The 23,613-nt window shown below is 64.1% G+C and carries 22 protein-coding genes and 1 pseudogene; 11 read left to right on the top strand and 12 right to left on the bottom strand.

The window, feature by feature from the left end:
• Positions 1–3: 3 nt before the first annotated feature.
• From trkA to dusB, 7 genes and pseudogenes are all read right to left on the bottom strand, one after another.
• Complete coding sequence (gene trkA / locus JL811_RS08290; protein WP_202688043.1) at positions 4–1,380, bottom strand: Trk system potassium transporter TrkA; 1,377 nt, start codon at positions 1,378–1,380, stop codon at positions 4–6.
• A 125-nt stretch (positions 1,381–1,505) separates the two neighbouring features.
• Complete coding sequence (gene ntrX, locus JL811_RS08285) at positions 1,506–2,921, bottom strand: nitrogen assimilation response regulator NtrX (RefSeq protein WP_202688042.1); 1,416 nt, start codon at positions 2,919–2,921, stop codon at positions 1,506–1,508.
• A pseudogene (locus JL811_RS08280) lies at positions 2,918–3,577 on the bottom strand (sensor histidine kinase); the annotation flags it as partial. The pseudogene JL811_RS08280 and the gene ntrX, both read right to left, overlap by 4 nt.
• Before the next feature lie 71 nt (positions 3,578–3,648).
• On the bottom strand, positions 3,649–5,910 hold the full coding sequence (locus tag JL811_RS08275; protein WP_202688040.1) for a sensor histidine kinase NtrY-like: 2,262 nt from the start codon (positions 5,908–5,910) through the stop codon (positions 3,649–3,651).
• A 114-nt stretch (positions 5,911–6,024) separates the two neighbouring features.
• Positions 6,025–7,395, bottom strand: coding sequence for a response regulator (locus JL811_RS08270; protein ID WP_202688039.1), 1,371 nt, complete (start codon positions 7,393–7,395; stop codon positions 6,025–6,027).
• Positions 7,396–7,409: 14 nt separating this feature from the next.
• Entirely contained in the window at positions 7,410–8,513 is a 1,104-nt protein-coding gene (locus tag JL811_RS08265; protein WP_202688038.1) for a two-component system sensor histidine kinase NtrB, read from the bottom strand.
• On the bottom strand, positions 8,510–9,523 hold the full coding sequence (gene dusB, locus JL811_RS08260; protein WP_237684885.1) for a tRNA dihydrouridine synthase DusB: 1,014 nt from the start codon (positions 9,521–9,523) through the stop codon (positions 8,510–8,512). Before dusB ends, JL811_RS08265 begins: the two co-directional genes overlap by 4 nt.
• A gap of 188 nt (positions 9,524–9,711) precedes the next feature.
• On the opposite strand from dusB, the gene JL811_RS08255 reads away from it, so the two are divergent.
• The 3 genes from JL811_RS08255 to JL811_RS08245 are packed head-to-tail and all read left to right on the top strand — an operon-like array spanning position 9,712 to position 11,806.
• Complete coding sequence (locus JL811_RS08255; protein WP_202688037.1) at positions 9,712–10,848, top strand: bifunctional 2-C-methyl-D-erythritol 4-phosphate cytidylyltransferase/2-C-methyl-D-erythritol 2,4-cyclodiphosphate synthase; 1,137 nt, start codon at positions 9,712–9,714, stop codon at positions 10,846–10,848.
• A complete protein-coding gene (locus tag JL811_RS08250) occupies positions 10,845–11,339 on the top strand; it encodes a phosphatidylglycerophosphatase A family protein (RefSeq protein WP_202688036.1) in 495 nt (164 codons plus the stop codon). Before JL811_RS08255 ends, JL811_RS08250 begins: the two co-directional genes overlap by 4 nt.
• Positions 11,336–11,806: a CinA family protein gene (locus tag JL811_RS08245; RefSeq protein ID WP_202688035.1), complete on the top strand. Its 471-nt coding sequence runs from the start codon at positions 11,336–11,338 to the stop codon at positions 11,804–11,806. The genes JL811_RS08250 and JL811_RS08245 overlap by 4 nt, the downstream gene beginning before the upstream one ends.
• A 15-nt stretch (positions 11,807–11,821) precedes the next feature.
• On the opposite strand, the gene JL811_RS08240 is transcribed toward JL811_RS08245, so the two are convergent.
• A complete protein-coding gene (locus tag JL811_RS08240; RefSeq protein WP_202688034.1) occupies positions 11,822–12,280 on the bottom strand; it encodes a type II toxin-antitoxin system RatA family toxin in 459 nt (152 codons plus the stop codon).
• 128 nt (positions 12,281–12,408) lie between these two features.
• Here JL811_RS08240 and hpt point away from each other — a divergent pair, with 128 nt between their 5' ends.
• The 4 genes from hpt to JL811_RS08220 all read left to right on the top strand — a co-directional run bounded on the left by hpt (position 12,409) and on the right by JL811_RS08220 (position 14,688).
• On the top strand, positions 12,409–12,951 hold the full coding sequence (gene hpt, locus JL811_RS08235; RefSeq protein WP_202688033.1) for a hypoxanthine phosphoribosyltransferase: 543 nt from the start codon (positions 12,409–12,411) through the stop codon (positions 12,949–12,951).
• Positions 12,951–13,493, top strand: coding sequence for a mismatch-specific DNA-glycosylase (locus JL811_RS08230; protein WP_202688032.1), 543 nt, complete (start codon positions 12,951–12,953; stop codon positions 13,491–13,493). Before hpt ends, JL811_RS08230 begins: the two co-directional genes overlap by 1 nt.
• A complete protein-coding gene (locus JL811_RS08225; protein ID WP_202688031.1) occupies positions 13,490–13,678 on the top strand; it encodes a hypothetical protein in 189 nt (62 codons plus the stop codon). Before JL811_RS08230 ends, JL811_RS08225 begins: the two co-directional genes overlap by 4 nt.
• Positions 13,679–13,800: 122 nt before the next feature.
• A complete protein-coding gene (locus tag JL811_RS08220; RefSeq protein WP_202688030.1) occupies positions 13,801–14,688 on the top strand; it encodes a cytochrome c in 888 nt (295 codons plus the stop codon).
• Between the two features lie 86 nt (positions 14,689–14,774).
• Here JL811_RS08220 and lipA read toward each other — a convergent pair whose 3' ends face one another.
• Positions 14,775–15,710 carry a lipoyl synthase gene (gene lipA / locus JL811_RS08215; RefSeq protein WP_202688503.1) on the bottom strand — a complete coding sequence of 312 codons (936 nt, stop codon included), beginning with the start codon at positions 15,708–15,710 and terminating at the stop codon, positions 14,775–14,777.
• Positions 15,711–15,849: 139 nt separating this feature from the next.
• Here lipA and JL811_RS08210 point away from each other — a divergent pair, with 139 nt between their 5' ends.
• Positions 15,850–16,539, top strand: a complete 690-nt coding sequence (locus JL811_RS08210; protein ID WP_202688502.1) for an MIP family channel protein — start codon at positions 15,850–15,852, stop codon at positions 16,537–16,539.
• Positions 16,540–16,662: 123 nt separating this feature from the next.
• Here the strand turns inward: JL811_RS08210 and JL811_RS08205 are convergent, their stop codons facing one another.
• A complete protein-coding gene (locus tag JL811_RS08205; protein ID WP_202688029.1) occupies positions 16,663–17,826 on the bottom strand; it encodes a DUF6456 domain-containing protein in 1,164 nt (387 codons plus the stop codon).
• A gap of 199 nt (positions 17,827–18,025) precedes the next feature.
• On the opposite strand from JL811_RS08205, the gene JL811_RS08200 reads away from it, so the two are divergent.
• On the top strand, positions 18,026–18,316 hold the full coding sequence (locus tag JL811_RS08200) for a DUF6477 family protein (protein WP_202688028.1): 291 nt from the start codon (positions 18,026–18,028) through the stop codon (positions 18,314–18,316).
• Between the two features lie 92 nt (positions 18,317–18,408).
• Here JL811_RS08200 and JL811_RS08195 read toward each other — a convergent pair whose 3' ends face one another.
• Positions 18,409–19,950 carry a trimethylamine methyltransferase family protein gene (locus JL811_RS08195; protein WP_202688027.1) on the bottom strand — a complete coding sequence of 514 codons (1,542 nt, stop codon included), beginning with the start codon at positions 19,948–19,950 and terminating at the stop codon, positions 18,409–18,411.
• Positions 19,951–20,164: 214 nt separating this feature from the next.
• Here JL811_RS08195 and guaA point away from each other — a divergent pair, with 214 nt between their 5' ends.
• Complete coding sequence (gene guaA / locus JL811_RS08190) at positions 20,165–21,721, top strand: glutamine-hydrolyzing GMP synthase (RefSeq protein ID WP_202688500.1); 1,557 nt, start codon at positions 20,165–20,167, stop codon at positions 21,719–21,721.
• A complete protein-coding gene (locus JL811_RS08185; protein ID WP_337924733.1) occupies positions 21,712–21,993 on the top strand; it encodes a putative quinol monooxygenase in 282 nt (93 codons plus the stop codon). Before guaA ends, JL811_RS08185 begins: the two co-directional genes overlap by 10 nt.
• Before the next feature lie 60 nt (positions 21,994–22,053).
• Here the strand turns inward: JL811_RS08185 and JL811_RS08180 are convergent, their stop codons facing one another.
• Positions 22,054–23,604 carry a helicase HerA-like domain-containing protein gene (locus JL811_RS08180; protein ID WP_202688499.1) on the bottom strand — a complete coding sequence of 517 codons (1,551 nt, stop codon included), beginning with the start codon at positions 23,602–23,604 and terminating at the stop codon, positions 22,054–22,056.
• Positions 23,605–23,613: the final 9 nt, after the last annotated feature.

Raw genomic sequence — 23,613 nt, 5'->3', positions numbered from 1 at the left:
GGATCAGAAAAAGTCGATGGAGACCTGCAACAGGCGCTCCACCTCGGGCACGTCCTTGGCCATCGCGAAAAGCGCGATGATGTCGCCTTCCTCCACCCGCAGATCGCCGCGCGGCTTTTCCACCTTGTCGCCCTTCATAACCGCGCCGACCAGCACTCCCTCGGGAAACTCGATATCGCGGATCAGACGGCCCGCCAGCGGTGAGGTGGACAGAACCTGCGCCTCGATCACCTCGGCCTCGGCATCGCCGATGGAATAGATCGCCCGCACCCGCCCGTGCCGCACATGGCGCAGGATAGATGAAACCGTCGTCGCGCGGGGGTTGATATAGGCGTCGATATCCAGCGCCGCCATCAGCGGCACCAGCGTCGGATCATTGACCAGCGCTACCGACATCCGCGCGCCCACCTGTTTCGCGCGCACCGCGACCAGCAGATTGGTCTTGTCGTCATCGGTCACCGCCAGAACCGCATCGGCGCGGTCCACCCCCGCCTCGGTCAGCGTGTCGATATCCATGCCGTCGCCGTTCAGGACGATGGTCCGTTCCAGCGCATCGGCGGCCCGTTCCGCACGGCCACGATTCTTCTCGATCACCCGCGCGCGCATCCGTTCGGTCCGCCGCTCCAGTGCCTGCGCCACGGCCAGCCCGACATTGCCCGCGCCGATGATGACGATACGCTCCTGCTTGCGGATGGTCTTGCCGAAAATCTCAAGCGTGCGGTTCAGATCCTCGGTATGGGCGAAGACATAGATCCGGTCGCCCTCGAACAACTGATCCTCGGGTTCGGGGGCGAACAGACGTTCCTCACGCCGCACGCCCACGACAATGGCCCGCAGGGTCGAGAAAAGTTCCGACAATTGCCGCAAGGGCGTGTTCAGGACCGGGCAATCCTCTTCCAGCACGATGCCCAGCAACTGCGCCCGCCCGCCCATGAAACTTTCGGTGTCGAAGGTCGCGGGCGCCGCCAGCCGTTGTAACGCCGCCTCTGCCACCTCGCGTTCGGGGCTGATGACCACGTCGATGGGCAGATGGTCGCGCCGGTAAAGATCGGCATAGATCGCATCCAGATAGCTTTGCGAGCGCAACCGGGCAATCTTGCGCGGCACGGCAAAGATAGAATGGGCCACCTGACAGGTGACCATATTCACCTCATCCGAATGGGTGGCGGCGATAATCATGTCGGCATCCCGCGCCCCGGCGCGCGCCAGAACATCGGGATAGCTGGCAAAGCCCTCGATGCCCTGCACATCCAGCGTTTCGGTCGCCCGGCGCACCAGATCGGGGTTGTAATCGACGACGGTGACATCGTTCTTTTCGCCGGAAAGATGCCGCGCGATCTGCCAGCCCACCTGCCCCGCGCCGCAGATGATGACTTTCATGCCTGTTCTCCGCAAGGACGGGTCTGTCCGCTCAACGTCCCCTCATTGGCAGATCACCCGGCCCCGGTCAACGTGATGCCCCGCTTTGCAATGCCGGACTGATGCGCGCGAATGGCCCGGGGGCCTCAATCCTCCCCGATATCCTCATCCTCTTCCAGCCGGGCAAGGCGCGCCCCGGCCTTGGTCGTGGTGACCACCCCCAGGGATTTGAGCTTGCGATGCAGGGCCGAACGCTCCATCCCGACAAAACTGGCCGTGCGGCTGATATTGCCGCCGAACCGGTTGATCTGGGTCAGCAGATATTCCTTTTCAAAGAGTTCGCGCGCCTCGCGCAGCGGCAATGTGGCCAGCGCGCCCCCCAGCGTCACACGGCCCTCGCCGCCGCCGCCCGTGTCCTGCCCGGGCAATTCGCGCGGTTCAATCGGGCCAGACCCGTCCCCGAGGATCAGGACCCGTTCGATCACATTGCGCAACTGGCGCACATTGCCCGGCCATTGCATCGTCTGCAGCATCGCCTCGGCCTCGGTCGAAAGGCTGCGCAACGGCAGACCCTGACTGCGATGGAACATCTCGATGAACCATGCGGTAAGTTCGGGAATATCCTCACGCCGGTCCTCAAGGCTGGGCACCGCAATCGGCACGACATTCAGGCGGTCATAAAGTTCCTGCCGGAAGCGGCCCGCGCCGATTTCACTGCGCAGGTCGCGGGTGGTCGAGGAGATGACCCGCAGATCGACGCGCACCTTTTCAACCCCGCCGACGCGGGTGAATTGCTGTTCCACCAGAACCCGCAGGATCTTGGACTGCGTACCGGGCGGCATATCGGCCACTTCATCGAAATAGACCACGCCGCCATGCGCCTGTTCCAGCAGGCCTTTCTCGATGCCGCGTTCCTGCGTCTCACGACCGAATAGTACCTCTTCCATCCGCTCAGGCTCGATGGTGGCCGAGGTGACGGTGACGAAAGGCGCCGAGGCGCGGGCGGAATGGGCATGGATGAACCGCGCGGCCAGTTCCTTGCCCGATCCGGCCGGACCGGTCAGCATGACGCGGCCATTTGATTTCGTGACCTTTTCAAGCTGCGATTTCAATGCCTTGAAGGCAGGACTTGATCCCATCATGTCAGAGGATGTGACCTCTCGCCGCCGCAGATCGCTGTTTTCACGGCGCAGGCGGCTGGTTTCCATCGCCCTTGAAACAACGACCATCAACTGGTCGATATTGAAGGGTTTTTCGATGAAGTCATAGGCACCCTGCTTGATCGCAGCGACGGCGATTTCGATATTGCCATGGCCCGAGATGATGACCACCGGCACATCCGGATTGTCGCGTTTCACGGTTTTCAGGATGTCGATCCCGTCCATCCGGCTGTCCTTCAGCCAGATATCAAGGATCATCAGCGCCGGTGCTTCGGCGGCGATCTCGGACATGCAGTCATCGGAATTGCCGGCCAGACGGACGGCAAAGCCCTCATCGCGCAGGATATCCCCGATCAATTCGCGGATATCGCGTTCGTCATCGACTATAAGAATAGAGCTCATGTTCCCCCCTGGTCCCCCTGGCTGGAATGTCTGGCCCGGCCGCGCTGGGTGCGGGCAAGGCGTGGCAGTCGGATCTCTGCCATGGCGCCCTGACGGGCTGTCGGTTCGAATGGTTCGGCATCGAGCAGGGCCAACGTGCCGCCATGTTCCTCGATGATCTTCTTGACGATGGGCAGGCCAAGACCGGTGCCCTTTTCGCGCGTTGTCACATAGGGCTCAAACAGTCGTGCCCGGTCCGGCGGCAGGCCAATCCCGTTGTCGGAAATGCGGATCACCGCCTGATCGGGCTGCAGCTCCATCGCCACGCGGATCTGTGGAACATAGCCGTCTGGCGCACCTTTTTCCCTAAGGGTTTCCGTGGCTTCCCCGGCATTCTTGATCAGGTTGGTCAAGGCCTGTGAAATCATCGTCGCATCCAGATCCATCAGCGCCGCCGCCTCGGGGATTTCGGCGCGGATCGCCACATCGGGCTGGCCCGCCTGTTGCAAAAGCACCGCGTCGCGCAGCAGTTTCGCCAGATCCTCCTCACGCCGGTCGGGTTCGGGCATCCGCGCGAATTTCGAAAACTCGTCGACGATCCGGCGCAGGTCATTGGTCTGGCGGATGATGACATCGGACATGCAGTCATCGGAATTGCCGGCCAGACGGACGGCAAAGCCCTCATCGCGCAGGATATCCCCGATCAATTCGCGGATATCGCGTTCGTCATCGACTATAAGAATAGAGCTCATGTTCCCCCCTGGTCCCCCTGGCTGGAATGTCTGGCCCGGCCGCGCTGGGTGCGGGCAAGGCGTGGCAGTCGGATCTCTGCCATGGCGCCCTGACGGGCTGTCGGTTCGAATGGTTCGGCATCGAGCAGGGCCAACGTGCCGCCATGTTCCTCGATGATCTTCTTGACGATGGGCAGGCCAAGACCGGTGCCCTTTTCGCGCGTTGTCACATAGGGCTCAAACAGTCGTGCCCGGTCCGGCGGCAGGCCAATCCCGTTGTCGGAAATGCGGATCACCGCCTGATCGGGCTGCAGCTCCATCGCCACGCGGATCTGTGGAACATAGCCGTCTGGCGCACCTTTTTCCCTAAGGGTTTCCGTGGCTTCCCCGGCATTCTTGATCAGGTTGGTCAAGGCCTGTGAAATCATCGTCGCATCCAGATCCATCAGCGCCGCCGCCTCGGGGATTTCGGCGCGGATCGCCACATCGGGCTGGCCCGCCTGTTGCAAAAGCACCGCGTCGCGCAGCAGTTTCGCCAGATCCTCCTCACGCCGGTCGGGTTCGGGCATCCGCGCGAATTTCGAAAACTCGTCGACGATCCGGCGCAGGTCATTGGTCTGGCGGATGATGACATCGGCATATTGGTTCAGATCCTCGGGCGCGGAAACCTCCTTGGCGAACTTGCGCTTGATCCGTTCGGCCGAGAGCGCGATCGGGGTCAGCGGGTTCTTGATCTCATGCGCGATGCGGCGGGCCACATCACCCCAGGCCGCCATGCGCTGCGCCGAGACCAGATCGGTCACATCGTCAAAGGCGATGACATAGCCTTCAAGCCGCCCGGTATCGGATTTCCGCGTGCTGATCCGCACCAGCAGGCTTTCCATCCTGCCCTTGCGGGTCAGGCGCAGTTCCTCCTGAACCGTTCCATTAAGACTATCAGGCAAACGATTGAAAAGGGGCATGAATTCCGGAACGACCATCGCCAGATCCAGATCATGGGCGCGGTCCGGCACATCCAGCAGACGCTCGGCCGCGCGGTTGATAAAATCCACCCGCCCCTCGGGGTCCAGCCCGACCACGCCCGCAGTGATCGAGGACAGAACGGAATCGAACAGCCGCCGCCGCCCTTCGGTTTCCCGGTTCGAGGAAATCAGCGCATCGCGCTGACCTTTCAACTGTCGCGTCATGCGGTTGAACATGCGGCCCATCATGGCGATCTCGTCATCGCCTTCTTCCTCGGGGATCTGCACCTCAAGATCCCCCGCACCGACGCGCTGCGCCGCCCCCGCCAGCCGCCCGACGGGGCGCGACAGCCGTTCGGCAAACCACAATCCCAGCCAGATCGCGGCCAGAATCAGGATCAGCGCGAATCCCAGATAAAGCAGGCCGAATTCGAACAGTATCCGGCCCCGTTCTGCCTCAAGCTGCTGATAAAGCGCGACAGTTTCGCGTGTGTCGTCCAGAAGGCTGAGGATTGATCCGTCAACCTCCCGCGTGATGTAAAGATAACGGTCGGAAAAGGCATCCAGATGGACGATGGCGCGCAATTCGTCATTCGGCCAGTCCTCGACCAGCACAACCGCGCCACTGCTGCGCGCGCGCACAATGGCCTCGGGATCGGGCTGTTCGAAATCAAAGAGATAGGACCGGTCCCCCCGCGTCATCAGCGTCCCGGTCCCGTCGATCAGAAATGCCTCGCGCAGGCCGCGCTGGATGGCCGCCTGTCCCTGGGTCAGGATCGGGCGCAAATCGCCATCGGCCAGAAAGAACGAGGATTGCTTGGCCACATTAAGATAGCCCGCCAGCGCCGTAGCATCTTCGGTCAGGTCGCGGCGGTGTTCGCCGTCATAGGCCTGCGCGGCCGCCAGTGAATTGCCCAGAACCGTGCGCACCCTTTCGGAAAACCAGCCCTCAAGCCCGACATTGAAGGTCAGCACGGCAAAGACGGCGACCAGGATCGTCGGGATCAGCGCCAGCAGCGCGAAAACCCCCGACAGCCGCAGATGCAGGCGCGAACCCGCCGACTGGCTGCGCCGGTCCGAAATCATCCGCGACACGCGTCCCAGCACAAGGGCGGCCACGACCAGCACATAGACCAGATCGGCCAGCAGGATCAGCCGCAGATAGGACGACCCGGCCCCCTGATCGAAAGGCCCCAGCGCCAGAAAGGTCGCCAACGCCAGCACAGGCCCCAGAAAGACCAGACCGAAGGTCATCAATGTCTGGTATTTCCGCTGACGGCGCAGGCGCGACAGCTTGGCCCAGGTGTTGCTGCGCATGACGGCCGCCAAAATCCAGTCGCCCCCAATCAATGGCCGGATGGGGCGCGCCCCATCCATATCTGGTATGATGCACCGGAACAGGGCTGGGGCGCAACGGTTCCTGTGACGTATTTACATCAGTTTGCGACGTCGGCTCACCCGGATGTCCAGATCAGTGATCTTCTTGCGCAGCGTATTGCGGTTGATGCCCAGAAGATCGGCGCAGCGCGCCTGATTGCCCGCCGTGGCATCCAGCGCAATCTCGATCAGCGGGGCCTCCACCTCGCGCAGGATGCGGGCATAGACGCCGGGGGGCGGCAGCGCGCCGCCATGCAGATCGAAATAGCGCCGCAGATGCCGGGCGACCGAGGCGGAAAGCTTTTCCCCCTCACCGCCGCCGCGCAGCGGTTCCAGCGCGGGCTGGCTGCCCAGAACGGCCTCGACTTCGGCACGGGCGATCTCGGGTTCGCCCGAGGTCACCAGCAGCCGTTTCAGCGTGTTTTCCAGCTGACGCACATTGCCCGGCCAGCTGTAGGCGCGGATCAGGTCCCGCGCCTCGGGCGACAGGCGCCGCGTGGAACCGCTGTCGCGTTCGCCCCGCGCAAGGAAGTGATCGGCCAGCAGCGGGATATCGTCCACCCTTTCGCGCAAGGCGGGCACCTGAAGCGTGACACCGCCCAGACGATAGAACAGATCCTGCCGGAAACTGCCCGCTTCCATCCGGGCCGAAAGATCGACCTGCGAGGTGGCCATGATGCGGGGTGCGTTCTCGCCCATCAGGTCCAGCATCCGCACGATCCGCGCCTGCGTGTCCTCGTCATGGTCGCCGATCTCGTCAAAGACCAGCGATCCGCCCCGTGCCCGTGCGGCAAGGCTGGCCGGCCCGTCCACGCCCTGCAGATCCGCGGCCTGCGCCACGATGAAAGGCTGGCTGCGGCGGTCGGAAAAGTCATGGATCGCCCGCGCGATCAGCGATTTTCCGGTGCCTGATTCGCCGGTGACCAGCACCGCCAGATCGGTGTTCATCACCCGCGCCACCAGACGGTAAAGCGCCTGCATCGCAGCGGTGCGCCCGACCAGCGGCAGATCCTCGCCCGCCTCACGCGGGGGGGCGGCGGCACCGCGCGCCGGGGCGCGGCGCTTGATGTCCAGCGCCCGGGCCGAGCGTTTCATCAGATCCGGCAGATCGAAGGGTTTGGGCAGGTAGTCATAGGCCTCGGCCTCGGCCGCCTGAATTGCCGTCATGATCGTGTTCTGCGCCGAAATCACGATCACCGGCAGGCCGGGCCGCAGTTTCGAGATCTGCGGCAGCGCCTCAAGCCCGTTGCCATCGGGCATCATCACATCCGAGATGACCAGATCGCCCTTGCCCTCCTCGACCCAGCGCATCAGCGTCATCAGGCTGGATGTGGCATGGACCTTGCAACCCGCCCGTGTCAGCGCCTGCGTCAGAACCGTGCGGATCGTGCGGTCGTCATCGGCGACCAGAACCGTGCCGTCCATGCCCTATACTCCTGTCATTTGACTGTTGGCTCGGTCGCCGCATCACGCGGGGCAACCGGAAGCGATACGCGAAACACCGTGCGGCCCGGAACGCTGTCGACCGCGACCCAGCCTTCGTGGTCGGTGACAATGCGCGAGACCAGCGCAAGGCCGAGGCCAGTGCCGTTTTCCCGCCCCGAAACAAAGGGTTCGAAGATGTTCGAGGCGATTTCGGGGGGCAGACCCGGCCCGTCATCAATGATTTCAACCTGTAGCGCCAGCGGACGGCCCGGCCCGTCCAGCCGCCGCAGACGCAGCGACAGGTCATAGAATGTGCGCAGCCGGATCGTGCCGCCCTGCGGCCCCGCCGCCTCGGCCGCGTTCTTGATCAGGTTCAGAAAGACCTGCATCAACTGATCAGGATCGGCGAAAGTGTTGGGCAATGACGGATCGTAATCCTCGATGATCGTCATTTTCGCGGCGAAGCCCACCATGGCCGATCGTCTTGCCCGGTCCAGCGCGTCATGGATATTGACCGCGCGCCGGTCGGGCGGGCGCAGATTGCCGAACTGTTCCACCTGTTCCAGCAATTTGACGATGCGCCGAGTCTCCTCAACAATCAGATCGGCGAATTCGCGATCCTCGGGCGACAGGTTCATCGACAAAAGCTGCGCCGCCCCCGAAATGCCCGCCAGCGGGTTCTTGATCTCATGCGCCAGCATCTCGGCCATGCCGATGGCCGATTTCGCCGCCGATTTCACCGCCGTCGCCCGGCCCAGCCGGTCGGCGATATCGCGCGGAGAGATCAGCATCATGACGATATCGGGATTGTCATGCATCGGCGCCACCTGAATGTGGCACTGGATCGGCGGGCGTTCCCCGGTCGTCACATCGACATCATTGATGAACAGCGCGGCCTGATTCGCCCGGGCCCGGGCCAAGGCCTCCTCCATCGGGGCATCGATGGACAGCCGGTCGAACACTGGCTGCCCCTTCAGACTGCGCATCGAGGCGTTGAAGAAGTTTTCGGCCGCCGGGTTGATCTCGGCAATGCGTCCCGCCGCATCAATCAGCAGCGCCGGGATCGGCAGCGAGGCCCAGATAACCCCCGGAACCGGATAGGGCGCGCGATAGCTCATGCCGCCTCGCTGTGCTGGTCAGCAAAGGCCTCAGGCAGCAGGTGCAGCACTTCGGCAGGAGATTCGGCGATCAGGATACGCCCCCGCAACGGGGTAACGGGCAGCGCCGCATCGCATGCTGCAGCCTCAAGATACCAGCCCAGATGCTTGCGCGCGACACGCAAGCCCAGTTCGGCACCATAGAAGGACAGGATATCCTCGTAATGGCCGCAGACCAGTGCTGCCAGCGCCGGACCACGGGGGATCTCGGGCCGGGGCCGGTCATAAAGCTGCGCCGCGATCTCGGCCAGCAGCCAGGGCCGGCCCTGCGCCCCGCGCCCGACCATCACCCCATCAGCCCCCGACAGTCGCAGCGCCGTTTCCGCCGACGCAGCATCCACGATATCGCCATTCGCAATAACCGGAATCGTCACCGCCTCTTTCACCCTGCGGATCGCGGCCCAGTCGGCCGCGCCCTTGTAGAACTGGCAGCGCGTCCGGCCATGGATCGTGACCATGCGGATGCCTGCGCCTTCGGCCCGCCGGGCCAGATCGGGCGCGTTCAGAAGGTCGTCATCCCAGCCCAGCCGGGTTTTCAATGTGACCGGCACCTTGACCGCGCCCACCACCGCCTCAATCAGGCGCAGCGCGTGGTCCGGCTCACGCATCAGGGCCGAGCCGGAATATCCATTCGTCACCTTGCGGGCCGGACAGCCCATATTGATGTCGATGACCTGCGCGCCCTGCGCCTCGACATAGCGGGCGGCCTCGGCCATCCAATAGGCCTCACGCCCGGCGAGTTGCACCGAGGTCGCCTGTTCGCCAAAGCCCAGTTCGGCCCGCGCCCGCGCCAGCGGCCTTGCTTGCACAACCTCCTGACTGGCGACCATTTCGGATACGACCAGACCGGCGCCGAAACCGGCGACCAGCCTGCGGAAGGGCAGATCGGTGATTCCGGCCAGCGGAGCCAGCAGCACCGGCGGATCAATGGTTACGCTGTCCAGTCTGCGAGGGGCCAGTCTGAGGGGCAATTGCCTATTCCTTGTGCGTCACCTTCGGCAGTAACGGGCCGCAGGCAGGATGACAAATCACCTTTAGCGCGAGATCGACGCAAAAACGTGCTTTGCCTGTTTTTTGTGCGATATTGCCGCAAACTGCGCCCGATTGTCATGCGCGCGGCGATGGCCTAAGCCTTCGGGGCAAACAAGTCGAGGGATCCATGACACTTGCCGCGATCCTTGTCGCCGCCGGACGCGGAACCCGCGCGGGGGGCGACAGACCCAAGCAATGGCAGCATCTGGCAGGCCGCTCTGTGGTGGAACAGGCGCTGCACGCCTTTCGCGTTCATGGCGGCGCCGCGCATATCGTGGTGGTGATCCATCCCGACGACCGCCCCGAAACCGCAGGTTGGCCTGATGATATCCACGTCGTCGAGGGTGGCGAGACCCGCGCGCAATCGGTCCGGAATGCGCTGGAGGCCCTTGCCGGGACCGGGACAAGCCGGGTGATGATCCATGATGCCGCCCGCCCCTGCCTGTCGGTCCCCTTGATCGCACGGCTGTCGGCAGCACTGGACCATGCGCCCGCCGTGGCCCCGGCCCTTGCCGTGACCGATGCACTTTGGCGGGGGCAGGACGGGCAGGTTGCGGGCGTCCAGCCCCGCGACGGGCTTTTCCGCGCCCAGACACCGCAAGCTTTTCACTTCGCCCCGATCCTTGCCGCACATCGCGCCCATCCGGGCGGGGCGGCGGATGATGTCGAGGTCGCGCGGGCCGCAGGGCTTGACGTGATGATCGTGGAGGGCGAGGAGGAGAACCTGAAACTCACCTGGCCCGGCGATTTCACGCGGGCCGAAAAGATCCTGAAAGGGCGCGGCATGGATATCCGCCTTGGCAATGGGTTTGACGTCCATGCTTTTTGTGAAGGCGATCATCTTTGGCTTTGCGGGGTCCGCATCCCGCATGACCGGGGGCTGCTGGGCCATTCCGATGCCGATGTCGGCATGCATGCGCTGACCGATGCGATCTATGGCGCGCTGGCGCTGGGCGATATCGGGCGGCATTTCCCGCCGTCGGATCCGCAATGGAAAGGGGCGGCCAGCGAGATTTTCCTGCGTCATGCCATGGATGCGGCGCGGGCGCGCGGCTTCAACCTGGGCAATTGCGACGTGACCCTGATCTGCGAGGCGCCCAAGATCGGGCCCCATGCCGGTGCGATGCAGGCGCGTCTGGCCGAGATCATGGCGGTTGCGGCAGATCGCGTGTCAGTCAAGGCCACGACCAGCGAAAGGCTGGGCTTCACCGGACGCAAGGAGGGGATCGCGGCCTTGGCCAGCGCAACCCTGATCCGCGCATGAGCAGGATCGTCGCCATCTTCTTCGGGGTCGGCCTGTTGCGCCCTGCCCCGGGCACCTGGGGCTCGCTTGCAGCGCTGGGGCTGGGACTGATCCTGCACCGGGTCGGGCATTTTCCGCTGCTGCTGGTGGCCACTGTCCTTGTGACGGCACTGGGCTTCTGGGCCTGTGCGCGCGAACTGGCCGACCGCCCCGGCGAGGATCCGTCCGAAATTGTGGTGGATGAGGTTGCAGGTCAGTGGATCGCGCTTCTGTTTCCGTCCTTCGCCTTCTGGTGGGTGGGCATGGACAGCGCGAATTTCCCCTGGCCGGGCTGGGTTTCGGCCTTCCTTTTGTTCCGGCTGTTCGACATCTGGAAGCCCTGGCTGGTCGGGCGGGCCGATGCGCGCGGCGATGCCGCGGGGGTCATGCTGGATGATCTTTGGGCCGGTCTGTTCGCCGGGCTGGGCACGATGGCCCTGGCCGCAATCGCGCATGGGGTGCTGATGGGATGAGTGCTGCACAGCTTCTTGATGCCGCCCGCGCGAAGGGCTGGCGCATCGCCACGGCCGAAAGCTGTACCGGGGGCATGGTCTCGGCGGCGCTGACGGCGGTGGCGGGATCGTCGGATGTGTTCGAATGCGGGTTCGTCACCTATTCCAATGCCGCGAAAAAGGCGATGCTTGGGGTGCGCGACGACACGCTGACGGCCCATGGCGCCGTGTCCGAACCGGTGGCGCGGGAGATGGCGGCGGGGGCGCTGGCCGCCTCCGGGGCTGATCTGGCGGTGTCGGTAACCGGGATTGCCGGGCCGGGCGGGTCGGACTTCAAACCCGAAGGTCGCGTCTGTTTCGGCATTGCCACGCGGCAAGGATCACTGAGGACCGAAACGGTGGAGTTTGGCGCATTGGGCCGTGACAGGGTGCGCGGCGCGGCCTGTGATCATGCGATTTCCCTGATGAAGCAGGCGCTTGCTGGCTGACGTTGAGATGAAACTTCAGGCCGCCTGACCGTAAAGCGCCTTTGCCCGCGCCTCGAAGGCGCGCACGATGCGCTGCATCGCCTCGTTGAAGACAACGCCGATGATCCCCCGCAGGATGGCGTTGCGGAACTCGAAATCCACATCGAATCGCACTTCGCAGCCGCCCTCGTCCCGGTCGGCAAAACGCCATGTCGCGCGCATATGGCGGAATGGACCCTCAAGATATTCGGTATCGATCCGGTCCTTTCCGGGCCACAGCGTGACGCGGCTGCCGAACCTTTCGCGGAACACCTTGAAGGAAATCACCAGATCTGCCTCCATCTTCTCGGTCCCGTCGGGCTGCTGCTCGCGCGAGCGGATCCGCGCCGCCGAGGTCCAGGGCAGGAATTTCGGATAGGCCTCCACATCCGCAACAAGCTCATACATCTGCACGGCACTATAGGGCAGGTTTCGCGTCTCGGAATGGGTCGGCATCGGTTCGGGGCAATCCTGTCCTTGGGCCGGATCTGCGCCTTCGGGGGCAGAGTTTGGCGTGACTTGGCCCCCGGTAATGGGTAAAGCTGCCGCTGAAATCAAGGGGCGGAAATCAAGGGACGGACTGCATGATGCGACCCTATGTCATAGACCAGATGATCTCGGCCAAGGCGATTGCCGCCCGGGTCGAGGTGCTGGCGCGTGAAATCACGACGCATTTCAAAGGCACCGACAAACTGGTGGTGGTGGGGCTTTTGCGCGGCTCCTTCGTCTTCATCGCCGATCTGGTGCGCGAGATTGACCTGCCGGTGGAGGTCGATTTTCTGGAGGCGTCATCCTATGGCGATGCGCTGCATTCCAGCCGGGAGGTGCGGATCCTGAAGGATCTGCGCGGGGAAATCGCGGGCCGCGATGTGCTGGTGGTTGAGGATATAGTCGATACGGGCTTCACGCTCAGCCATGTTCTGCACGTTCTTCAGGCGCGCGAACCGGCGCGGCTGAAGGTCTGCGCGCTGCTGGACAAGCCCAGCCGGCGCGAGGTCGATATCCGGGCCGACTGGACCGGGTTCGAGATCCCCGATGAATTTGTCGTGGGGTATGGCATCGACTTCGCGCAGCGCAACCGCAACCTGCCGCATATCGGCAAGGTGCGGTTCACCGAAAGCGGCTGATGCTGCCGGATCTCACAGCGCCGGATCTGGACTGCCTGTTCTGCGGCACGGCGGCAGGGCACGTGTCGGCGGCGCGGGGGCATTACTATGCCGGGCCGGGCAACCGCTTCTGGTCGCTCTTGGCCGAAACCGGGATCACCCCGCGCAGGATTAGGCCTGAGGAGGACCATCTTCTGCCCGGTCTGGGGCTGGGACTGACGGATCTGGCCAAGGATGTTTCAGGCATGGATCGCGATATTCCGTCCGGATCCTATGCCCCCGACCGTCTGGCCACGCTGATCGTCACGCTTGCACCCCGGCGGCTGGCCTTCACCAGCCTGACCGCCGCGCGGATCGCCCTTGGCCGCCGGGTTGCGGCGGGACGCCTCAAGGCGCCGGAATATCCGGGTCTGGCCATCTGGGCGCTGCCCTCGCCCTCGGGGGCGGCGCGGGGCACGTTCCGCATCGCACCGTGGCAGGATCTGGGGCAGGATCTGGGGCAGGATCTGGGGCAGGATCTGGCAGATCACCGGAAGGCATCACCGCGTGGGGCCATATCATGAATTACATCTGGTTCCTGCGCATGGCCCGCTGGGTGCGCAACCCGCCCTCACCTGCCCGGGTGAAACTGGTGCTGGGGGTGATCGCGCTGTGCCTGCTGCTGGTCGCGGTGGAATATTTCATCGGCTGGCCCGAATGGCTGACGCTGGAGGGTGGCGGGCGGGCGAACCGCGTGCCAAGGATCTGACGCGCGTGCCCTTTCCCAAAACCTGCGTGCCAAAACCTGCGTGAACGCCACCTGCCCCCGCTTGCCCGCCCTGCCCTTTGCGCGCAAGATCGACGGGAATTGCCCCCGAAAGGACCCTGCCCATGCGCCGCGCCCTCAGTCTTCTTGCCCTGCTGGCCGTTCTGGGGGGCGGTGCAGGATGGATCCTGACCGCCCCGGACCCCATCCCTGATGATGCCGTTGCCGGGATCACGGGGGATGCCGCGCGCGGTGAGACCGTGTTCTGGGCGGCGGGCTGCGCCTCCTGCCATATGGCCCCCGGCGCCGATGCGGAGGATCAGCTTGTGCTGGCGGGCGGGATGCGTTTTGCGTCCGATTTCGGCACCTTCATCGCCCCCAATATCTCCCCTTCGCCCGAAGGGATAGCAGGCTGGACGCTGGCCGAATTCACCTCGGCGGTGCAGCGCGGCCTCAGCCCCGGGGGCAGCCATTACTATCCGGCCTTTCCGTGGAATGCCTATAACAAGGCCAGCCTTCAGGAAATTGCCGATCTGCACCTCTATCTGCAGACCCTGCCCCCGGATGCGACCCCCAGTCAGCCGCATGAGGTGGGCTTTCCCTTCACTATCCGCCGCAGTCTGGGTGGCTGGAAGCTGCTGTTCGAATCGCGTGACTGGGTGATCGGCGGCGATCTGACCGAGGCCGAGACGCGCGGTCGCCATCTGGTCGAGGCGCTGGCCCATTGTGGCGAATGCCATACGCCGCGCAACGCGCTTGGCGGGCTGGACCGGTCGCGCTGGCTGGCGGGCGCGCCGAACCCCGATGGGCGGGGCCGCAGTCCCAACATCACCCCCGGCGCGCTGACATGGACCGAGGAAGAAATCGCGGCCTATCTGTTCTCGGGCTTCACCCCCGAATTTGACAGTGCGGGCGGCCATATGGCCCATGTGGTCGAGAATATGGCGCGGCTGACCGGCGAGGATCGCACGGCCATCGCGGCCTATCTGAAGAAAGTGCCCGCCATCGAGTGACGGCCCCTGCCCTGCTGCCCGGCCAGTCATACCCGCCGGTCAAAAATTGGCCCGGCAGGGTCAGTCGGCCATGATCACCGGTCGGTTCAGGCCTTGCCCAGCCGGGCCAGACGGGTGTCGCGCAGCCGGGCGAAATCCTCTCCGGCGTGATAGGAGGACCGTGTCAGCGGCGTGGCCGAGACCATCAGAAAGCCCTTGCCCCAGGCCGATTTTTCATAGGCCGCGAATTCCTCGGGTGTCACGAAACGCGCGACAATATGGTGTTTGGGGGTCGGCTGCAGATATTGCCCGATGGTCAGGAAATCGACATCGGCGGCGCGCATGTCATCCATCACCTGCCGCACAGCCTGCGGCTCTTCGCCCAGACCCACCATGATGCCCGATTTGGTGAACATCGTCGGGTCCAGTTCCTTGACCCGCTGCAACAGCCGCAGACTGTGGAAATAGCGCGCGCCTGGGCGCACCTCGGGGTAAAGCCCCGGCACGGTTTCCAGATTGTGGTTGAACACATCGGGCCGCGCCTCAACCACCTTCTCCAGCACCGACGGCGCGCATTTCAGGAAATCCGGCGTCAGGATCTCGATGGTCGTGCCCGGCGAACGGTGACGGATCGCGCGGATGGTCTGGGCGAAATGTTCGGCCCCGCCATCCTCAAGATCGTCGCGGTCCACCGATGTCACCACGACATGGTTCAGGCCAAGCTGCTGCACCGCATGGGCAACGCGCCCCGGCTCAAACGCATCAAGCGCCTGCGGACGCCCTGTGGCCACATTGCAGAAGGTGCAGCCGCGCGTGCAGATCTCGCCCATGATCATCATGGTGGCGTGGCCCTGGCTCCAGCATTCGCCGACATTGGGGCAGCCTGCCTCTTCGCAGACGGTGACCAGCTTCTGTTCGCGGATAATGTCGCGGGTCTGCTTGTACCCCGCGCTGGTCGGGGCCTTGACGCGGATCCAGTCCGGCTTCTTCGGCTGGGCATTGTCGGGACGATGCGCCTTCTCGGGGTGGCGCTGATCCGGCATTTTAAGGTCGCGCACCTGAATTTCCCCCCTGTGCAGGCCTGCCAACAAGGAATAAGCCCAAATCCGGGCAGAGACAACCTGCTGGCAGCGAATGGCTGCCCTGCCCGTTGGTCAAGTCACGAGTATCAGGATAGAAATGATGTCACGGAAAATGATTGCAGAAGCACTGGGAACCTTCATCCTTGTGTTTTTCGGGTGCGGCGCTGCGGTGCTGATGGGCGAATTCATCGGTATGCACGGCATCGCCATGGCCTTTGGTCTGTCGATTGTGGCGGCGGCCTATGGTCTGGGCGCAGTCTCGGGCGCGCATCTGAACCCGGCGGTCACGCTGGGGTTCGTCCTCTCGGGACGGATGAGCGCGTCGGAAATGCTGCCCTATGTTGCAGCACAGGTCGCGGGTGCGGTGGCCGCATCGGCGGTGATCCTTATGATCGCCTCGGGCAAGGCCGATTACAGCCTTGCAGTCAACGGGCTGGGGCAGAACGGCTATGGCCCCGGCTATCTGGGGGAATACGGGCTGGGCTCGGCGCTGGTCTTTGAATTCGTCGCGACCTTTCTGTTTGTCACGGTGATTCTGGGGGCCACGCAATCGGATGCGCCTGCAGGCTTTGCCGGGCTGGCCATCGGTCTGACGCTGGCCGCGATCCATCTGGTCGGGATAAATGTCACCGGGGTGTCGGTCAATCCGGCGCGGTCCTTCGGGCCTGCGCTGTTTGTGGGCGGCAAGGCGCTGGCGGATCTGTGGGTCTTCATCGCGGCACCGTTGGCCGGGGCGGCGCTGGCCGGATTGCTGCACGGGCTGCGGATCACACGCAGCGCCCATGTCTGAGGAGTGAAGCCCCGGGGATTGACGGCCCAGGGGCCGAAGACGCAGCGGGCCGGGGGAAAACCTCCGGCCCGTCGCAGTTCATCGAACCCGTCCGAGACCGCTTTTCAGCCGATCATCGGGTTTTCAGCCGATCATCGGGCCATGACGGCCATAAGCCTCGTCGTAATGGCGGCGCAGGCGTTGCAGCGCGATGCGCAGCACGATCTTGCCCGAACGCGCCGACCAGCCCATACGCTGTTCCGCCGCCTCCAGCCCTTCCAGAAAACAGCAGCAGCGCAGCACCATGTCGCCCAGTCCCGGGCCCAGATCGCGCAGCGCCGCCGAAACCCGTTCCCGCGCATCGCGCGGACCCGTTGGACCGCCCGTATCAGGGCGGAAGCCCCCCCTGTCGCCTCCGGTCAGGAACCGTTCCCAGTTCTGGGTGACGCGCGGGCCGATCTGGGCAAGTTCGAAATCCTCCCGCAGCCGTTCTGCCGCCTGCACAAGATCCGCCGACAGAAAGGGCTTCCCGTCCTTGTCGCGCCGCCGTGCCAGAACCACGACCGGGCTTTCAGTCGAGGCATAACGCGGGCGGCGGGTGGTTTCCTCGTCGGGATCGCTGCAATCCCCGGCTGTATGATGACGGAACGAGGCGGAGGCCTCGGCAAGGCCCGGCGGCGCGTGATGCGGCCGGTCGATCATCTGCCGCAGGGCCGCACGCCCCGCCATCGTGATACGATACAGCGAGACCCGCCCCGGTCTGGTGCAGGAAATCCATTCCTGCAGGGCAAAGACCTGCGCGACGGCCCGGTCCACCACCGCGACCCGGCTGGACTGCCCATCGGGCAGGCTGCGCAATACGGCGGCCTTTTCCATGTCCGGGGCGAAGGCCAGTACCGTGCCAGCCTCGGCCAGACGCCGCAGAATGCGCCGGCCTTCATTCAGGATCGTGACCTCATCAATGCTGGCGGCGCCGGCAGGGCCGGCAACGTCAGACGTCGTAGTGCTGGGACGGATCGGGGCGGTCATGCTGGGAACATCCTTCCGGCTGGGCTGTTGCGGTGCAAACCCCTGCAGACGGCTCAGCCGGTCAAGCGCCTCATCCACCAACGGATCGTCGCGCCGGGTCTCATAGCGACGCACCTGACGCAGCACGGTCGAGGCATGGACCCCTTCGCGCAGTGCCAATTGCCGCAGCGAAACCCCGCTTTCGGTATGATGAAGGTAAATCCGCGCCGCATCCGGCAGCCATGCAGGAAGCGGAAGTTTTCCGGTCGGGTCTGTCCTTGCTGACTCGCTGTGTTTCATTCCGGCCCGCTCGATTTTCCGATTTTGACCAAATGCAACCTTCCCGAGCATTGGTTACCCGTTCGTTAAAATTTCCGCTGGAGCCGATAATTGTTTCTAATTCATAAACAACTGCGAAAGCTCCGTGCGCCGCAAACCGGAAATGCGCAACGCTTGGTTGAATTGCGCAAAAGTATCCAGGTTCGAAAAGGAGAAGCCCATGCAAGATTTCCGCAAATGTCTTTCCCGCCTGAGCCGTCCGCGTCTTCTGGTGCGCGCCGCCCGTCTTGGCATGACCGAATATCGGCGCGAACGGGATCTCAGGCGCTTGATCGCCACGGTCCATCCGCCAGCGCCCGAGGCGGCCCTTGCCCGCCTTCTGGATGAGGAAGAGCGCATCGAGACCACCCGGCAGCGCGGCGATGCGGCCTATTCACTGACGCGGCATGTCGATCTGCTGATCGCGTTGATGGCCGAGTTTCGCCTGCTGTCACAGCGCGCCGGGGCGTGATACGGCAAGGGGCGGCGCAAGCGCCGCCCCACGGGTCATCTTCCCTTGCCCGGTGCGGGTCTAAACGCCCGCCGGGTTCGGCTTGACCTGTTTCAAATGAAGGCGTCGGGCATATCGGCCTTCTTGCGGGCGACATAATCGTCAATCGCCTCACGGATCCCTTCATCCAGCGTCGGGGCCTGATAGTCGCCCAGCAGTTTCGTAACCCGGTTTGCCGCCAGCGTTTCGGTATCGCGGGCGCCTTCCTCATCCCAGGTCTCGAAAGGTTTGTAATCCAGCAGTTCCGAGCGCCAGAAAGCGGATTTGAAATTGGCCTGCGTATGGGCGCAGCCAAGGTAATGGCCACCCGGCCCCACCTCGCGGATCGCGTCCATGCCCTGCCCGTTCTCATCCATCATGATGCCCTGCGCCAGATGGTGCAGCGTACCCAGCTGGTCGGCATCCATGACGAATTTCTCATAGGAACTGACCAGCCCGCCTTCCAGCCAGCCGCAGGCATGCAGCATGAAGTTCACGCCCGCCAGCAGCGCCATGTTCAGGCTGTTCGCCGTCTCGTATGCCGCCTGCGCATCGGGCAGTTTCGAGCCGCAGAACGACCCGCCCGACCGGTAAGGCAGCCCCAGACGGCGGGCAAGTTGCCCTGCGCCATAGGTGATATGCGCGGCCTCGGGCGTGCCGAAGGTCGGCGCGCCGGAATTCATGTCGATCGAGGTCACGAAAGCGCCGAAGATCACCGGCGCGCCGGGGCGCACCAACTGGCTATAGGCGACACCGGCCAGAACCTCGGCCAGAACCTGCGTCAGCGTGCCTGCTACCGTCACCGGCGCCATGGCCCCGCCGACAATGAAGGGGCTGATGATCGCGGCCTGATTGGCCTGTGCATAGACCTCCAGCGCGCCCATCATCACGGAATCAAATGTCAGCGGGCTGTTGATGTTGATCAGGCTGGTCATCACCGTGTTCTGGTCGACGAAATCGGCCCCGAACAGGATCTTGGCCATCTCGACCGAATCCGCCGCGCGGACGGGTTCGGTGACCGACCCCATGAAGGGCTTGTCCGACAGCACCATATGCGCGCGCAGCATGTCCAGATGGCGCTTGTTCACCGGAATATCGGTCGGCTCGCAAACAGTGCCGCCGGAATGGTGCAGCCATTTCGACATATAGCCCAGCTTCACGAAATTCTCGAAATCCGCCATGGTCGCATAGCGCCGCCCGCCGGTGCGGTCGCGCACGAAGGGGGGGCCATAAACCGGGGCCAGTACCAGATTGCGTCCGCCGACCTCGACGCTGCGCGCGGGGTTGCGGGCATGCTGGGTGAAGCTGCCGGGCGCTGTCGCGCAAAGCTTGCGGGCCAGACCGCGCGGAATATGCACCCGTTCGCCCCGTACATCGGCCCCGGCCGCGCGCCAGCGGTCCAGCGCCGCCGGGTTCTCGACGAAATTCACGCCGATCTCCTCCAGCACGGTTTCCGCGTTGTACTCGATGATCTGCAGTGCTTCCTCGTTCAGGATCTCGAAATTCGGGATATTGCGCTGGATGTATTTCGCGACGTCGAAACTGACCGCCGACCGTTCCGCGCGCCGCGCAGACCCGCCGCCGCCCCTTGCCCTGCGTCCTGCAACTTCGTTCATCGCCTCAATCTCCTGCATCGCGGCCACGGGGCCGCCGGTTCGGGGCCCTTCAATGTGGGGACCGCCAGTTTGCCGCCCTTATGCCTCTTTGCGGCTGCGCCGCTCCGGTCGTTTCCGCCGCTTGCTGCCCAAAAACGACATGCCTGCCCTGACGGGCGCGCGCATCGCGCGGATCACTCTTGCGCGCGCGCGCGCTGCGCAATATTGCCTGACCATGACACAGCATGACCGCCTTCTCATCATCGACTTCGGATCACAAGTCACGCAGCTTATCGCGCGGCGTCTGCGGGAACTGAACGTCTATTGCGAAATCCACCCCTATCAGAACGTGACGGATGATTTCCTTGCGGAATTCGCGCCTCGGGCGATGATCTTCTCGGGTGGTCCGGCCTCGGTTTTTGCGGAAGGCGCGCCGATGCCGCCGCAATCGGCCTTCAAGATGGGCGTGCCGATCCTTGGCATCTGCTATGGCCAGCAGGTGATGATGCATTGCCTTGGCGGCAAGGTGCAGCGCGGCCATGGCACCGCCGAATTCGGCCGCGCCTTCGTCACCCCGACCGACGCACGCCATCCGCTGCTGGACGGCTGGTTCGGCGAGGGTCGCGAACAGGTCTGGATGAGCCATGGCGACCATGTGTCGGACATCGCGCCCGGGTTCTCGGTCTATGGCACTTCGCCCAATGCGCCCTTTGCCATCACCGCCGATCCCGCCCGGCAATTCTATGCGGTGCAGTTCCACCCGGAAGTCCATCACACCCCCAAGGGGGCGAAGCTGTATGAAAACTTCGTGCGCCTTGCGGGGTTCAAGGGCGACTGGACGATGGGCGCCTACCGCGAGGAGGCGATTGCCAAGATCCGCGCGCAGGTCGGCGACAGCCATGTGATCTGCGGCCTGTCGGGGGGCGTGGACAGTTCGGTTGCGGCCATCCTGATCCATGAGGCGATCGGCGATCAACTGACCTGCGTTTTCGTGGATCACGGGCTGTTGCGGCTGAACGAGGCCGAGGAAGTCGTGACCATGTTCCGCGACAATTACAATATCCGCCTGATCCATGCCGAGGAGAGCGAGCTGTTCCTTGGCGCGCTGGAAGGCGTGTCCGACCCCGAGGTGAAGCGCAAGACCATCGGGCGGCTGTTCATCGACGTGTTCCAGAAATACGCCAGCCAGATCGAAGGCGCGGAATTTCTGGCGCAGGGCACGCTTTACCCCGATGTGATCGAAAGCGTCAGCTTTTCGGGCGGGCCTTCGGTGACGATCAAAAGCCATCACAATGTCGGCGGCCTGCCCGAAAAGATGGGTCTCAAACTGGTTGAGCCACTGCGCGAGTTGTTCAAGGATGAGGTCCGCGCGCTTGGCCGCGAACTGGGCCTGCCGCAAAGCTTCATCGGGCGCCACCCCTTCCCCGGCCCCGGCCTGGCGATCCGCTGCCCCGGTGAGATCACCCGCGAAAAGCTGGAAATCCTGCGCCGCGCCGATGCGGTCTATATCGACCAGATCCGCAAGCACGGGCTTTATGACGAGATCTGGCAGGCTTTTGTCGCGATCCTTCCGGTGAAAACCGTGGGCGTGATGGGCGACGGGCGCACCTATGATTTCGCCTGCGCCCTGCGGGCGGTGACGAGCGTCGACGGGATGACAGCGGATTATTACCCGTTCAGCCATGATTTCCTTGGTGAAACCGCGACGCGGATCATCAATGAGGTGCAGGGCATCAACCGCGTGACCTATGACATCACATCAAAACCACCCGGCACGATCGAGTGGGAGTGATCCGTCTGACCGGACGTCTGATCTGCGCCGATGCGGATGAAGCGCGGATCGTGGCCGCGTTTCTGCCCGACCATATCCGCCTCAGCCGGGCCGAACCCGGCTGCCTGCGTTTCGATGCCGAGGTGACGGACGATCCGCTGATCTGGCGGATCGCCGAGGAATTCGGGGATGAGGCCGCCTTCGATGCGCATCGGGTGCGAAACCGCGCCTCGGTCTGGTGGCAGAAATCCCAGGCGATTCGCCGCGACTTCCACAAGACCGCGGCAGAGTGATCCGCCGCGCCCGGGACGGCTGGGCCATCCCGGTCACGACGCGGTGGGCGGCCCGCCCCTTCAGCGTTTCTTGAACAGCGATCCCAGAATCCCGCGCATGATGGCCTGTCCGCCGCGCGTGCCCAATTGCCGGGCAAAGGATTTCGCAAAGGCCTCCCCCACCGAATCCGATGATCCGCTGCGCCGGCGGCTGGGGCTTGTCTTGCGTGCAGGCATGCCACCGTCATAGCGCCGCGCATTGCGGAATTCGCGCGCATCATTCTCGGATTCCCGTGCGTTCTGCTGCGCCTTTGCTTCTTCCGCCTCGGTTTTGGCGGCCTCGCGCGCCGCGGCCTCGGCCCGGGCGGCAAGTCGTTCATAGGCGGACTCGCGGTCGATCACCGCCTCGTATTTCCCGGCAAGGGGGGATCCCGCGATCAGTGCCGCGCGCACGCCCGGCTCTATCGGGCCCAGATGGCTGCTGGGCGGACGGATCAGGGTGCGTTCCACAATGCCCGGAATGCCCTTCGCCTCAAGGAATGAGGTCAAGGCCTCGCCGGTTCCGACCTCCTTGATCGCCTCTTCGGTCGAAAAGCGCGGATTTTCACGATAGGTCTGGGCCGCCAGCCGCAAATCGCGCTGGTCCCGCGGGGTGAAGACGCGCAGCGCATGCTGCACCCGGTTGCCAAGCTGCGCCAGCACGTCATCGGGCACATCCGCCGGTTTCTGGGTGATGAAATAGACCCCCACCCCCTTGGACCGGATCAGCCGGACCACCTGCTCCACCTTGTCGGTCAACGCCTTGGGCGCGCCGTCAAACAGCAGATGCGCCTCGTCGAAGAAGAAAACCAGTTTCGGCTTCTCAGGGTTGCCGACCTCGGGCAGTTCCTCGAACAATTCCGACAAAAGCCACAGCAGGAAGGTGGAATAAAGCCGCGGCGCCGCCATCAGCTTATCCGCGGCCAGAATGTTGATCCGTCCCCGCCCCTGCGGATCGGTCAGCATCATGTCCGAAAGCGCCAGCGCCGGTTCCCCGAACATCTTTTCGCCACCCTGATTTTCCAGCACCAGCAGGCGCCGCTGGATCGCCCCGATGGACGAGGTTGAAACCAGCCCGTATTTCGCGCTGATTTCGGTGGCATTCTCGGCGATGAAAGTCAGCATCGCGCGCAGATCCTTCAGGTCAAGGATCGGCAGCGCCTCATCATCGGCCAGCCGGAAGGCGACATTCATCACGCCCTCCTGCGGATCGGTCAGTTCCAGCAGACGCGACAGCAGCAGGGGCCCCATCTCGGCAACCGTGCTGCGGACCGGATGACCCTGTTCACCGTAAATATCCCAGAAGGTGACCGGCGCGCCGGAATAGGCCAGATCAAGGCCGATGGTCTCTGCCCGTTTGGTGAAGGCGCCATGCAGCTTGCCTTCGGCCGAACCCGGCAGGGCAAGGCCGGACAGATCGCCCTTCACATCCGACAGGAACACCGGCACGCCCGCATCGGAAAAACCCTGCGCCATGACCTGCAGCGTTACGGTCTTGCCTGTGCCCGTCGCCCCCGCAATCAGGCCGTGACGGTTGCCATGATCCAGCCGCAGCGATTGCGGCTGCCCATATCCCTCACCGCCGCCTCCCATGAAGATCGC

Source organism: Szabonella alba, from assembly GCF_016765775.1.
GTDB classification, from domain to species: Bacteria; Pseudomonadota; Alphaproteobacteria; order Rhodobacterales; family Rhodobacteraceae; genus Szabonella; species Szabonella alba.
This window is presented reverse-complemented; position numbering and strand designations above follow the sequence as displayed.

What these genes read in the sequence shown, in the direction of transcription:
- JL811_RS08275 (WP_202688040.1), bottom strand. Translation starts at nt 5,910, where the DNA reads ATGCGCAGCAACACCTGGGCCAAGCTGTCGCGCCTGCGCCGTCAGCGG.
- JL811_RS08195 (WP_202688027.1), bottom strand. Translation starts at nt 19,950, where the DNA reads ATGAACGAAGTTGCAGGACGCAGGGCAAGGGGCGGCGGCGGGTCTGCG.
- lipA (WP_202688503.1), bottom strand. Translation starts at nt 15,710, where the DNA reads ATGCCGGATCAGCGCCACCCCGAGAAGGCGCATCGTCCCGACAATGCC.
- JL811_RS08220 (WP_202688030.1), top strand. Translation starts at nt 13,801, where the DNA reads ATGCGCCGCGCCCTCAGTCTTCTTGCCCTGCTGGCCGTTCTGGGGGGC.
- JL811_RS08210 (WP_202688502.1), top strand. Translation starts at nt 15,850, where the DNA reads ATGTCACGGAAAATGATTGCAGAAGCACTGGGAACCTTCATCCTTGTG.
- JL811_RS08265 (WP_202688038.1), bottom strand. Translation starts at nt 8,513, where the DNA reads ATGAGCTATCGCGCGCCCTATCCGGTTCCGGGGGTTATCTGGGCCTCG.
- JL811_RS08270 (WP_202688039.1), bottom strand. Translation starts at nt 7,395, where the DNA reads ATGGACGGCACGGTTCTGGTCGCCGATGACGACCGCACGATCCGCACG.
- hpt (WP_202688033.1), top strand. Translation starts at nt 12,409, where the DNA reads ATGATGCGACCCTATGTCATAGACCAGATGATCTCGGCCAAGGCGATT.
- JL811_RS08230 (WP_202688032.1), top strand. Translation starts at nt 12,951, where the DNA reads ATGCTGCCGGATCTCACAGCGCCGGATCTGGACTGCCTGTTCTGCGGC.
- JL811_RS08200 (WP_202688028.1), top strand. Translation starts at nt 18,026, where the DNA reads ATGCAAGATTTCCGCAAATGTCTTTCCCGCCTGAGCCGTCCGCGTCTT.
- JL811_RS08255 (WP_202688037.1), top strand. Translation starts at nt 9,712, where the DNA reads ATGACACTTGCCGCGATCCTTGTCGCCGCCGGACGCGGAACCCGCGCG.
- JL811_RS08225 (WP_202688031.1), top strand. Translation starts at nt 13,490, where the DNA reads ATGAATTACATCTGGTTCCTGCGCATGGCCCGCTGGGTGCGCAACCCG.
- JL811_RS08180 (WP_202688499.1), bottom strand. Translation starts at nt 23,604, where the DNA reads ATGGGAGGCGGCGGTGAGGGATATGGGCAGCCGCAATCGCTGCGGCTG.
- JL811_RS08205 (WP_202688029.1), bottom strand. Translation starts at nt 17,826, where the DNA reads ATGAAACACAGCGAGTCAGCAAGGACAGACCCGACCGGAAAACTTCCG.
- JL811_RS08250 (WP_202688036.1), top strand. Translation starts at nt 10,845, where the DNA reads ATGAGCAGGATCGTCGCCATCTTCTTCGGGGTCGGCCTGTTGCGCCCT.
- trkA (WP_202688043.1), bottom strand. Translation starts at nt 1,380, where the DNA reads ATGAAAGTCATCATCTGCGGCGCGGGGCAGGTGGGCTGGCAGATCGCG.
- JL811_RS08240 (WP_202688034.1), bottom strand. Translation starts at nt 12,280, where the DNA reads ATGCCGACCCATTCCGAGACGCGAAACCTGCCCTATAGTGCCGTGCAG.
- guaA (WP_202688500.1), top strand. Translation starts at nt 20,165, where the DNA reads ATGACACAGCATGACCGCCTTCTCATCATCGACTTCGGATCACAAGTC.
- ntrX (WP_202688042.1), bottom strand. Translation starts at nt 2,921, where the DNA reads ATGAGCTCTATTCTTATAGTCGATGACGAACGCGATATCCGCGAATTG.
- JL811_RS08245 (WP_202688035.1), top strand. Translation starts at nt 11,336, where the DNA reads ATGAGTGCTGCACAGCTTCTTGATGCCGCCCGCGCGAAGGGCTGGCGC.